Here is a 12,350-nt window from a genome sequence, read left to right as displayed (position 1 = left end):
CAGGACGATTAGAAGCCTGCTGCCGCTTTGTGCGCTTGCTCCACGCCTTGAGAAATGATCTCTTGGGCTTTGTCCGGCAGCTGGTTGTGGCCTTCGACGATGATGTTCTCGAACTGGGTGACGCCGAAGAACGCCATGATGTTGCGAATGTAGTTGAAGGACATTTCCGCAGCAGCGGCAGGGCCTTCGGAATAGATGCCGCCGCGAGCGTTCAGCAGGGCGACCTTCTTGTCCGGAATGAGGCCGACCGGGCCTTGCTCCGTATATTTGAACGTTTTGCCTGCTTCGTAGATGTAGTCGATGTACGTGTGCAGCACGGCCGGAATCGTCAGGTTCCACAGCGGGAAGCCGAATACGACTTTGTCCGCGGCCAGAAACTGATCCAGGTACTTATGCTTGACGGCGACCGCTTCTTGCTCTTCCGGCGTCAGTTCGATGCCGCGAGCCGCTTTGAAGCTGCCGTTGATCATGTTCGCGTTCAGGTAAGGCAGGTTTTCCTTGAACAGGTCGAGCTCGACGACTTCGTCCTCCGGATGATTCTTCTTGTAGCTTTCCAGGAACGCTTCATACAGCTTTACGCTGACCGCTTGATCTCCGCGGTCGTTGGCCTTGACGAACAGTACAGTGCTCATATTTGTATAGCCTCCACTTTATTTAATTAAGTAACTACAGTAACTATAATCATATTTCCGATCGCGCACATCGGCATTAAGACCGAATTCAACGCATGAAAAAATCCTCCGAAGACGGAGGACCGGTCTTAAGACTATAGTCGTAGAAATAGAAAAAGGGCTTACTCCGCGGGAGGAAAAACGGACACCGCGTACAGGGCCGCTTGCGTCCGGTCGGTCAGATGCAGCTTGCTCAAAATGCTGCTGACGTGCGTCTTGACCGTCTTCTCGGCAACGACGAGCGTCTGCGCGATTTCCTTGTTGCTGAGCCCCTTGGTCAGCTGCTCCAGCACTTCCAGCTCCCTTGGCGTCAGCGAATCGAGCGCCTCCTTGGCGGGCGCGGCTTTCGGCTCGCTCGCCGTCGGCGACAGCTGGGACAGAATGACGCCGGAAATGTCCGGATGCAGCTGGACGTTGCCTTTGTATGCGCTGCGGATCGCCTCGACGAGCTGATCGGGCTCCACTTCCTTCAGCATGTAACCGATCGCTCCGGTCCGCAGCGCCGGAACGACATGGCTGCGGTCGGAGAAGCTCGTCAGCACGAGCACTTTCACTTCGGGATGACTCTCCGCGATCAAGCGGCTTGCCTCGATCCCGTCCATGACGGGCATGTTCAAATCCATGAGAACAATATCCGGCTTAAGGCTCGCCGTCATCTCCACCGCTTCTTGTCCGTTGTGAGCCTCGCCCACGATTTCGAAATCCGGCTGCATGGAGAGAAAAAACGAAATTCCTTTTAATACGATCTGATGGTCGTCCGCCAGCAATAATTTAATCTTCACAGCCGTTGCTTCTCCTCCGCGCATTTCTCTTCCTCGCACTTCTTCTCTATGACGTGCACCGGGATTCTCACTTTGACGGTCGAGGGCGTTCCTCTGCCTCCGTAAATCGCGATTTCGCCGCCGAGCGCCTCCGCTCTCTCGCGCATCGACATCAACCCCATCGATCTTCTTCCCTTTTTGCCGCCTCGTCCGAATCCTTTGCCTCTGTCGATGATCTCCAGCACCGCTTCCGTCTCGGTCTTCGTCAACCGGACATAGGCAGCGTTCGTTCCGGCGTGCTTCTTCACGTTGTTGAGCGCCTCCTGCCCGATCCGCCACAGCGCCTCCTCGATCGCTCTCGGCAAATCCATGACGCCTTCCGCCTGCTCGAACACGGTCAAGCCGATTCGCTGGCCGTACTCCTTCAGAGCCGGAAGCAACCCGTTCTCAAGTCCGGCGGGCCTAAGCTGCCAGATGAGCGCGCGCATTTCCTTAAGCACCTCTTGGGACAGCGTTCCGATCTCCCTCAACGAGTCCGCAACGACCGGCTCCTTGCCCGCGATCATCGCCTCCGCGCCCTTGGCCAGGAACGACAGCGAGAATACTTTCTGCATGACCGAATCGTGCAGATCGCGAGCCATTCGGTTGCGCTCCTCAACCAGAGCCAGCTCGTTGCGCTGTTCGTTCAGGCGCATGTTCTCGAAGCACAGCGTCAGATGGTCGCCAAGCGAATACATGAAATCTTCCGGATAGTCCTCGAACAGCTTGTTGCGGGGACTGCTGAGAAGCAGCACGCCGAAAGGCCGTCCTCGCAATCTGAGCGGAATGGCAGCGGCGGAACCGCTCGGCGGCAGGCCGAGACTGTTCAGCACTTCCTTGCAGGCGGCTCCGTCGCGCGCTTCGATGACCAATCGGTTGTCGCGGAAGGCGGTCCAGACGATGCCGGCCTGCTCCATCTCCAGTTCCTGCCATCGTTCATGGATCCGATTGTCCTTGTACTGCGCCCACAGGGACAGCTCCTCGTTCTTGCTCGTGAACAAGGCGACGTTCGGCCATTCGAACGCATCTCCGATCATCCGTACCGCCTTCACAGGCAATTGGCCGGGCTCCAGGACGGAGTTCATCTGCTGAATGACGTTGCCCAGCTTCGCGTAGAGCAGCGCGTTGCGCTCCTGCGCCTGATACAGACGGATGCGCTTGATCGCCATGCCGATCTGAAGCGCGACGGCGTGAAGCAGCGCCAACTCGTCTTCGCTGAACCGCTCCTTGCCCGCCTCGGCCACGTTAAGCAGCCCGAATCTCTCGCTGCCGGCTTTAAGCGGCACGGTGGCGTGATGCGTAAAGTTGCCCGTATCGCCGATTCCGTGCTTGATCGCGTAGTTGATTCGTTTGCATTCAATAATGTTGACCGCGCGTTCAAGCCTGTGATGCTTGTAGCTCTCGATACAGTAGCATTCTTCCCCGCACATGAGGGCGTAATTGCCGGCGGTCAGCGCGGACGGCACGTTCAGCGCGGCCGGACATTCGTAGCCTTTCTCGTCGTCGGCCATCAGGAAAATCCAGCCGGTCGTAAATCCGGTCACCTGCAGCAGCTTCTTCAAGACGCCGTTCAGGATCGTGTCCATCTCGTTGCTCGAATTGAGCGCCTCCGCGATTTCCTTCAACGCGATCAGCTCGTTCGCGCGAATTACCCGACTCATCCCGCTCGCTTCCTTCCGGAAATCTGATTGTACAGATGAGTATAACCAATTCGTTCTGCATGCGAAAGGGGCTGGGTTATAAGTCAGGCAACTTGGGATCATCGAGATAGAGGTAGGGGTATGTATCTCCTGTAGAGCGAAGCGCCTGCCTCATACGGTCATGAAATTACCCTGTTACGGGTTTACCATTCCGATTTCATGACCGTATAAGCAGCGAAAGGAGATACATACCCCGGACTTACTCATCGATGATTCCATGCGTTGCACCCTAACGACTTATAACCCAGCCCCGCATGGAGACTACGGAACGATGATATGGTTGACGTCCCGATCGGCAGGAACTTCCGCGGGCAGCTTCTTGGATGCGCTCGGCACTTCGCGGGGACGGTTGTGGATTTCGTCGGCGGAATAGATCAGCACCGTCGTCTGTCCCGCTCCGGCGAACGAGCGGATAAGAACGGGATGGTCGTAAGGGTTGCTGAACACGAAGTCCGGTCCGTACCAGCTCACCGTCGCATCTCGCCCCGGCGGCACGTAGGGTACGTTGCGGCTGTGGGAATAGCGCTGAACGATCGTGAGTCCGGCCCGGTCCACCGCGTTGAACAGCGTCGAAGACACTTGGCAGATGCCGCCTCCGATCCCTTCCGACACTTCTCCTCTTACGATCACTTTGGCCCGGCGATAGCCCCGGCTTGCCGTGCGCTCTCCGAGCGACTCGTTGAACGAGAACGATTCGCCGGGGAATACGTAACGGTTGTTCAACGCCTTGGCCGCCAAGTCGATGTTGTGGGATCGGCTCTTGTTGTTCGAATTGTAGTAGGTCGTATAGTAGCCGATCATCTTCTCTTTGATGGAGCTCAGAAGCTCGCTGTCCACTCTCGGGTATACGGCTCTGCGCGGCGCGTCCAGGGAGTCGCTTCCGCCTTCGACCATGTAGCGATAGAAGCTCCGCTCCCAGGCCGGCCGATCGAGCCTGTAGCCGACTTTCTCCGCGACGATCGCTCCGGATGCGTCCAACACGGCGTTCGTCGGCGGACGATTCGCCAGCTTCTCGACCCGGTTCGTAAGCTCCGACAATTTAACGTCGTTAACGATAGGCAGTCCCGGTAAAGGAAATTCATAGTCCGAGCGGCGTACGACGGCGATCTCCCTTCCGTCGGACGTCACCGCAAGTTGATCCGGCAACGTTGCCGTTTGCGCGAGCACCAGCATGCCGACGATCCATTTCCAAGCCAAGTCGATCCCTCGATTCGATGAAGTCAACGATTCACGCTCGTCTGCGCCGGACGGCGCGTTCTTCATTACGTTGCGCGAAACTCGCCGGCCTTATGCCACATAATCATTCCATCGTTCGCCGAAAATAACGCCGAAAGACTCGGACACGGACCAGAAAGGAAGAAACAGGATGACCCGACTAATGCGGCTGCAGGCATGGCGCCGGATCGGCGCAATCTTAACCGCCGCGCTTGGTCTGGCGTGCGTCTGCGGCTTGCCGGCGTTAGCCAAGGCTCCGACAGCCCCTGAGCGGCCTCGGATAGAGATGTCCGTGCGCGCCAGTCAAGCCGCCGACATGTTCAGCGAGCTGACAATCGACAGTCCGGCGCTCGCTGCGCGGATCGCCCGGGCGGAGCGCTTGCCGGCGGAGCGCACGGACTGCTATACGGACTTGGAAGTTGCGGTCCAGGACGCCCAAGGACGTAACAAACAGTACCGCCTGGAACGAAAGGGCAACCTGTGGGACGAAGCGGCGCAGCAGATGCTGCGGCTCTCCCCCGATGCGTCGCAGCGCCTGCTCGCCTACGCGGAGACGCTGCGAAGGAGGCATTACGGGAAGCTGATGGACTGGAACGAAGCCCGGAACGTCGTTACGCGCAAAAGCATGTTCACCATCGTCGATCTGGAGAGCGGGCTCAGCTTTCGCGTGCAGCGCCGCGCCGGCAGCGATCATGCCGACGTGCAGCCGATCTCGCGGGAAGATTCGAAAGTCATGAAGCAGATTTACGGGGGGAAGTGGAGCTGGCAGCGCAGAGCGATCGTCGTCTCCAAAGACGGCGCGCGAATAGCCGCTTCCATGAACGGCATGCCCCACGGAGGGGACGGCATTCCGGATAACGGCTTTAACGGCCACTTCTGCGTGCATTTCCTCGGCAGCAGCTCTCACCGCTCCGACACGCCCGACCCTGCGCATCAGCTGATGGTGCACAAGGCAAGCGGGAGCCTGCGCAGCTACTTCGATTCCGCCTCTCCGCAAGTGCTGGCGGCCAGCTTCGTCGAAGCGCTGAACCAGAAGGACGGCGAGATGCTGCGGTTGATCTGGTCCGATGCGTCCGCCGACCGCATCGCAGCGATGGATCGGCTGATCGGGCGGTTGGAGTCGATCTACGTCAAGCGAACCCGCACCGCGGAACGCGACGACGTTCAGGACGACAAGCTGTCCGCCGCGGTCGCGCTCCCCCTGCTCGTTCGCCTGCAGGACCGGGGAACGCTCCATTGCGAGCTGCGTTTCGAGTTCGCCCGAAGCTCCCCGCATTTGCCGTGGCGAATCGCCGAAGTCGCCTCCGATCATTCCAGCTTGATTCCATAAAGCTTGCCGCCTCGCGAAGCGACGACCGCATAATCGCCGAACACCGCCGGGGACGCTTCGACGTTGGCGCCGAGCGCCAAGCTTCCGCGAACCCGTCCGTCTCTGGCCGAGACGACGGAGACGATCCCGCCGGAATCCGCTTGAAGCAGATGGGCGTTGCCTTGCGAATCGTAGACGTCGGTCGGAGACGACCAGGCGTAGCGCTTCATCGGCAGCCGCCAGACTTCTTTGCCGGTCTTTTTGTCCAAGGCGACCATCAGACCGGCGCCGAGCGTCCCGTAACGCGCGATCGTGAACACGACGAGATCGGAGATGTTCCCTTTGCCGACGACGGGGGTCGCAAGCACGCCGCCGTTCACGGGGTGATCCCCTCCGACGATGGAGAGGCATTCGTATTTCGCCTGCCAGACGACTTGACCGGTCAGGCCGTTGATTTTGCGCAAATAGGCGTAGCCTTTGTTCCCTTGCTTGTCGACCTCAGTCCCCGTGTACAAGTACGGAATGTCGTTTTCGGCCTCGACGACGATCGTCGCATCCGTGTCGTCCAGCGGCTGGAGCGCCCAGAGCGGCTCGTTCGTTCGCACGTTCATCGCCAGCAGGCTGCCGCCGTTATCCGCAAAATAGGCGAAGTCCCCGTAGGCGGCGACGGAATTTTCGATGCCCTGGTAGGCGTTTCCGCTTATTTTATAACGGAATTTGCTGACGAGCGGCTTGATCGACAGCGTCTTCCGCTGCGGATCGAACGACGTATTGAGCTTCACGCGGTAAAACAATCCGTTCTCCCCGCCCACGGTCAGCGTATCGTCCAGCCGGTTGAACAAAGCCGAACCGTCGAACGCGCCCCATCTCCGATAAGCGAACGTATCGATGCCGTTCACGCGGAGCAGCCTTGTCTGATCGATCAAGCTGTACAGATTGAATCCGATCGTTCCGTTCTCGGGAATGCCTTCCCCAACGTACAGCAGCGGATAACCTCTCGCATCGACGGACACGCTGCCTTTGATCGGATTGCCGACTTTGATCGGGTTTCTCGTCTCCTCGCCCGTCTCCAGCTCCAGGAAGTAGACGTAACCGTCCAAGGAAGCGTAGATTACTTCCGTAAAATCCGGCTTGGAGCGAAACTTCGCCTTTACGTTCATCGCCTGCAGCACTTCCGGCTTCCATCTGACGATCGCCGGCTGTCCCGTCCAACCCGCGCCGCCGCCCCATGAGCTGCTCTTCGTCTTTTTCTCCCAGACGACCTTGGGCCGGTACGTCCGCATCTCCGCGGTGCCGTAGGACGGAGCGTTCCTTGCTCCCCCGCCGCGAAACCCGAGCACTCCCTCGATCTCCGTGTACGCTTCGGGAAAAGGCCGGGAGCCCGCCGGCTTGCCGCTCCATTGTCCGGAACGAACGCCCGCCGCATCCGCGATTCCTTGCGCCGCGAGCAGGATGATCAGCATGAATACGACCGTTTTGCTCCCCTTCGACACGCCCATTCATTCCTCCATATATTGGAATGAATAGATTTTACCTTCCTGCGGGCAAGAAGCATGTCAAACGGTCGGCGGGAAACCGCGGAACCTTTGTCGCATTGGGTTGCATTCGAGCGGAACGCGCGAAAAAGGACCGACTCGCAAGCTGCCGGGGAGCGACCGTTGTCGTCGCCCGGCTTGCGGGTCGGCCCTTCGGCAGGGCGGATCTATTTCGGAACGGCCCGAAGGCTCGCTTCGACCCGGGCACAGCTCGCGCCCAGCTTCGGCTCGTCCGTCAGCTCGGAACTTCCGCTCTTCTCTCCCGCTTGCGCGGGACATCCGGGAGCTCGTTCACGGATACGACTTCCTTCGTCCGCTTCGCCGGCTTCTTCCAATAGCGCTCGCTTCCCGGAAGATCGTCGAACCAAGCGGCGTCGTCGGGACAATCCAGCGTCATGAACTTGCCGTAATTGCCGTCTCGGGACTGATGGTACTTCAGGTAGGCTTTGCCGTTCTCGATCGCCAAAATTTCGATTTTCCCCGACGTGTGGCTCATCGACAGGCGCACCCTTTTCCCCAGACCGGAAGTGCGCGCCTTCGCCTTCTCCACGATGTCGTACACCCGGGCCAGCGGCAGCACGAAATCGTTATTGCCCGCCACCGGACGATTGATGAAGAAATAGTAGGGCGTCACGCCCGCCCAGCTCAGCCGGTCGAGCAGCTCGCCGAGCACTTGGGGATCGTCGTTGATGCCTCGGAGCACCGGAGTCTGGTTGACGACGATCGCGCCGGCGTCGTGCAGCGCCTGGAAGCCGCGCACCGCTTCGGGCGTAATCTCGCGCGGATGGTTGATGTGGGCCATGACGTAGATTCGCTTGTTCGCGTCGGAAAACTCGCGGATCGTCTCCAGCAGCTCCTCGTCCTCGTAGATCCGCATCGGGTTGAAGACGGGAATTTTCGAACCGAGCCGGATAATCTTCACATGCTCGATTTCGCGCAATCTATGCAAAATGGCGCGCAGTTTAGGCGTGGCGAGAATGAGGCTGTCCCCTCCGGTCAGCAGCACGTTGCTGATCTCGGGATGGTTCGCGATGTATTGCAAGCCCGGCTCGATGTCCGAGGTCGCCTCCTTGACGTCGTTGCGGAACAGCCGCTTGCGAAAGCAATATCTGCAGTAAGCCCCGCAAACCTCGGAGACGATCAGCAGCGCGGTCGACGAATACTTATGCTGGCAGCCTTTGACGACGTAGTTCGTATCCTCGTCCGAAGCGTCCCAGCGTCCGTACTCCTCCAGCTCCCCCTCGTTCGGGATGACCAACTTGCGAATCGGATCGTGCGGATCGTCCCAATCGATCAGATTCAAATAATACTCGTTCACCCTAAACACGAACTTATCGGTAATCTTCTTCAGTTTCTCACGTTGTTCCTCGGGGATGCGAGAGATTTTTCCGATATCGGTGATATACTTTGGTTGCGGCATTCGGCCTTCCTCCTCCAGGTATATTCAGTCGAATTCGAGAACGAATCCGTTCCAAGCCCCGCTATACCCCCTCTCGTCCCAAGACAAAAATAAACCCCGTCCGCGGCAGACCATCTCCTGCTGCGTACAAGGGCCGAAAAAGACAGAAAAAGACCCTTAGCGGGTCAAAAGAATGAGCAACTTATGACCCATCCAGTGCAAACGAGGTTAGCTGACGGGCTCGGGATAGATGGTTCCCTACATTCTCGCTGAATGATTCGCCCCAAAAACTTGGTTCCCCCGCTTTCCGGAAGTTTCCGGAAACTAAGCTTAAATTCACTATAATTTAATCCCTCCGCCCTGTCAACCTTTGATAGCGCCCGGGTTTCGACGATTTGTACGACGGGATTCGCGTCGGTTACAATGGAAGAAAGAAGGAGGAACATTCATGCACAGCGCTCGCAAACTATCGGACGGAATCAAAGGGCTGATCGACCGGAAGTTCGTTCTGTTTCTGTTCGTCATTCTGCTCATCGGCCTGAACATTTTCATTCTGGAGAAAATTTCGTACATCTTCCATCCGTTTATCGTCGTTCTGGAGACCGTATTCCTGCCGTTCCTGCTGACCGGAGTCGCCTATTATTTGCTCAACCCGATCGTCGACTTCCTGGAGCACCGGAAAGTCAAACGCGTATACTCCATCTTCGGACTTTATCTCGTTATTCTGACCGTGCTTACGCTCATCATCATGAAGGTCGTTCCCTTGCTGAGCGAGCAAATTGCCAGTCTGATCTCGCAGTTCCCTACATACACGCACAACGCGCAGCAGAAGTTCGAGGAACTGATCGGCAACGAGTACTTCAACGAGCTGCAGAGCATGCTCGGCATCGACACGGCCAAGCTGGCCGACGAGTTCTCCTCGCGCGTATCGACGATTCTGAGCAACGCCTGGTCCGGAATCGGCGGAGTGGTAGGCAAAATCACCGAGACGGTGCTGGCGATCATTACGGTGCCGTTCGTCCTGTTCTACCTGCTCAAGGACCGCAAGAAGCTTGTCCCGTTCGTGCTCGGCTTCGTGCCGACCCGCCTGAGAGGCCGTTCCTTCGGCGTCATGCTGGAGATGAACCACCAGATCAGCTCGTACATCCGCGGACAAATCATCGTCAGCGCCTGCATCGGCGTGCTTCTCTATATCGGTTATCTCATTATCGGCCTCGACTACTCCCTCGTGCTCGCGGTTATCGCCGCCTGTACGAGCATCGTGCCCTACCTCGGCCCGGCGATCGCGATTACGCCGGCGCTCATCGTCGCCATGATGACCTCCCCGATCATGCTGATCAAAATGATCGTCATCTGGACGATCGTGCAGTTGATCGAAGGCAAGTTCATCTCGCCGCAAATTATGGGCAAGACGATGCGCGTCCATCCGATCACGATCATCTTCGTCATTATCGCGGCCGGCAACCTGTTCGGCATGATCGGCATCATTCTGGCCGTTCCGGGCTACGCGATTCTGAAGGTCATCTCGACCCATCTGTTCCGCTGGTTCAAGGGGCGCACGGGGCTGTACGATGCGGCTTCTCCCGCTCCCGCCCCTGGTGACGATCCTGCGCCGTCTGCGGAACCTGCCGAACCTGCCGCTCCAGCCTCGCGGGGAACGACCGATTCGGCGGAATAACCGATTCAGCGCCGCTTGTCGCCAATACTATGGCATCCAGGCTTCTCTACAAGCGATTTCGTTTTTAAGGGGCTGTCCCATTAAGCAGAGTTGCTTGAGATGATCGATACACAAAGTAGGGGTATGTACCTCCTGGAGAAGCCTCATACGCTCCTGAAACCACCGATTAACGGGTTTACCCATTCAGGTTTCAGGAGCGTATAGCATCGGAAGGAGGTACATACCCCTTGCACTTTTATCATCGATTATCTTTCACAGCAACTTAAAATGCTTATGGAACAGCCCCTTGCCTGATCGCTTATTAGGACGATATCGAGATCGACTCAAGCGTGCTGATACTGAGCCTGATGAAGCCGGCTGTAGATGCCGCCGGACGCGATCAGATCGCTGTGGCTGCCCTGCTCGGCGATGCCGTTCTCGTCGACGACGATGATGCGGTCGGCGTTCTTGATCGTCGCCAGCCGGTGCGCGATGACGAGCGTCGTGCGGCCAACAGACAGCTCGGACAGCGACTGCTGGATCGCGGCTTCGGTCTCGGTGTCGAGCGCCGACGTCGCTTCGTCGAGGATGAGGATCGGCGGGTTCTTCAGGAACATCCGCGCAATCGCCATCCGCTGCTTCTGGCCGCCGGACAGCTTGACGCCGCGCTCGCCGATGATCGTGTTCATTCCTTCCGGAAGCTGCTTGATCATGTCCTCAAGCGAAGCCCGTCTGGCCGCCTCCCAGATCTGCTCGTCGGTCGCCTTCAGATCGCCGTAAGCGATATTCTCGCGGATCGAGCCCGAGAACAGGAAGACGTCCTGCTGGACGATGCCGATGTTGCGGCGCAGCGACTTCAGCGTCAGGTTGCGAATGTCCATGCCGTCAACGGTAATGCTTCCCCCCGTGACGTCATAGAATCGCGGCAGCAGGCTGCAGATCGTCGTCTTGCCGGCGCCCGAAGGTCCGACGAAGGCGATCGTCTCCCCCGCGCGGATGGACAGGTCGACTCCCTTGAGCACGTCCCGCCCTTCCTCGTAGCCGAACGACACGTTCTCGAAGCGGATGTCGCCGCGCAGCGTATCGACCTCTACGGCGTCCTTGGCGTCCACGATGTCCGGCTCCGTGTCGATGACCTCGACATAGCGCTTAAAGCCGGCAATTCCTTTCGGATAACTCTCGATCACGGCGTTGATCTTCTCGATCGGCCGGAAGAAAATGTTAGACAGCAGCAGGAACGCCATAAATTCCCCAAGCTCGATCCGACCGTCGATGAAAAACCAAGCTCCGCACACCATCACGAATATCGTAATCAGCCGCATCAGCATGTAAGAAACCGAGAAGCTCTTGGCCATCGTCTTGTAGGCGAGCAGCTTCGTCTCGCGGAAATTGCGGTTGTCGACGGAGAACAGCTTCTTCTCGTGCTCTTCGTTGGCGAACGACTGCACGACGCGAATGCCGCCTACGTTCTCCTCGATCCGGGCGTTAAAGCTGCCGACGTTGCCGAACAGCCGCTGGTACGTGCTCGTCATCTTGCCTCCGAACACGATAATCAGCCAAGCCATGATCGGAATGATGATGAACGTAAGCAGCGCCAGCTCCAGGTTGATGTAAGCCATCAGCGTGAAGGAGCCCGCCAGCGTCATGATCGCGATGAAAATGTCCTCGGGGCCGTGATGGGCGATCTCCCCGATGTCGTTCAGATCGTTCGTCACCCGGCCGACGAGATGCCCGGTCTTGTGATTGTCGAAAAACCGGAACGACAGCTTCTGGATGTGATCGAACATTTTCCGGCGCATGTCGGTCTCGATGTTGATGCCCAGCATGTGCCCCCAATAGGTGACGATATAGTTCAGCACCGTGTTGAGCGCATAGACTCCGAGCAAGCCGACGCTGGCCAGTACGATCATCTGCCAATCGCCGTTCGGCAGCAGATCGTCGATGAAGGCGCGGACCGCCAGCGGAAAGCCCAGCTCGAGCAGCCCCGCGATCACCGCGCAAGTAAAATCGAGAATGAATAAACCTTTATAAGGACGATAATACGAGAAAAACCTGCGAAGCATC

The 12,350-nt window shown here is 58.1% G+C and carries 9 protein-coding genes and 1 riboswitch; of the genes, 2 read left to right on the top strand and 7 right to left on the bottom strand.

Going from position 1 to position 12,350, the window contains the following annotated elements:
• Window positions 1-8 precede the first annotated feature (8 nt).
• The 4 genes from B0G52_RS10490 to B0G52_RS10475 form a co-directional block, all read right to left on the bottom strand.
• Window positions 9-632, bottom strand: a complete 624-nt coding sequence (locus tag B0G52_RS10490) for an FMN-dependent NADH-azoreductase (RefSeq protein ID WP_094043877.1) — start codon at window positions 630-632, stop codon at window positions 9-11.
• A gap of 161 nt (window positions 633-793) precedes the next feature.
• Window positions 794-1,453, bottom strand: a complete 660-nt coding sequence (locus B0G52_RS10485) for a response regulator (protein WP_094043875.1) — start codon at window positions 1,451-1,453, stop codon at window positions 794-796.
• A complete protein-coding gene (locus tag B0G52_RS10480; protein ID WP_094043873.1) occupies window positions 1,450-3,132 on the bottom strand; it encodes a GAF domain-containing sensor histidine kinase in 1,683 nt (560 codons plus the stop codon). The genes B0G52_RS10485 and B0G52_RS10480 overlap by 4 nt, the downstream gene beginning before the upstream one ends.
• 300 nt (window positions 3,133-3,432) lie before the next feature.
• Window positions 3,433-4,368 (bottom strand): VanW family protein, encoded by a 936-nt coding sequence (locus tag B0G52_RS10475; protein ID WP_094043871.1) that lies wholly within the window; start codon window positions 4,366-4,368, stop codon window positions 3,433-3,435.
• A 169-nt stretch (window positions 4,369-4,537) separates the two neighbouring features.
• Here B0G52_RS10475 and B0G52_RS10470 point away from each other — a divergent pair, with 169 nt between their 5' ends.
• Window positions 4,538-5,716, top strand: a complete 1,179-nt coding sequence (locus B0G52_RS10470) for a hypothetical protein (protein ID WP_143762550.1) — start codon at window positions 4,538-4,540, stop codon at window positions 5,714-5,716.
• Here the strand turns inward: B0G52_RS10470 and B0G52_RS10465 are convergent.
• Together B0G52_RS10465 and B0G52_RS10460 are read right to left on the bottom strand one after the other, a co-directional pair.
• The gene (locus B0G52_RS10465) at window positions 5,695-7,194 is read right to left on the bottom strand and encodes an outer membrane protein assembly factor BamB family protein (RefSeq protein ID WP_094043867.1); all 1,500 of its coding nucleotides are present in this window, start codon (window positions 7,192-7,194) and stop codon (window positions 5,695-5,697) included. The genes B0G52_RS10470 and B0G52_RS10465 overlap by 22 nt on opposite strands.
• 271 nt (window positions 7,195-7,465) lie before the next feature.
• Window positions 7,466-8,650, bottom strand: coding sequence for a KamA family radical SAM protein (locus B0G52_RS10460; RefSeq protein WP_094043865.1), 1,185 nt, complete (start codon window positions 8,648-8,650; stop codon window positions 7,466-7,468).
• 181 nt (window positions 8,651-8,831) lie between these two features.
• A riboswitch (cyclic di-AMP (ydaO/yuaA leader) is annotated at window positions 8,832-8,970 on the bottom strand.
• 107 nt (window positions 8,971-9,077) lie between these two features.
• Here B0G52_RS10460 and B0G52_RS10455 point away from each other — a divergent pair.
• Window positions 9,078-10,307 (top strand): AI-2E family transporter, encoded by a 1,230-nt coding sequence (locus B0G52_RS10455; protein ID WP_094043863.1) that lies wholly within the window; start codon window positions 9,078-9,080, stop codon window positions 10,305-10,307.
• 323 nt (window positions 10,308-10,630) lie between these two features.
• Here the strand turns inward: B0G52_RS10455 and B0G52_RS10450 are convergent, their stop codons facing one another.
• Window positions 10,631-12,349, bottom strand: coding sequence for an ABC transporter ATP-binding protein (locus B0G52_RS10450; RefSeq protein ID WP_094043861.1), 1,719 nt, complete (start codon window positions 12,347-12,349; stop codon window positions 10,631-10,633).
• Window position 12,350 lies beyond the last annotated feature (1 nt).

The sequence above is a fragment of the Cohnella sp. SGD-V74 genome (assembly GCF_003001675.1).
GTDB lineage: Bacteria > Bacillota > Bacilli > Paenibacillales > Paenibacillaceae > Cohnella.
The sequence above is the reverse complement of the archived record's forward strand: the minus strand, read 5'-3'. Positions and strand labels throughout refer to the sequence as shown.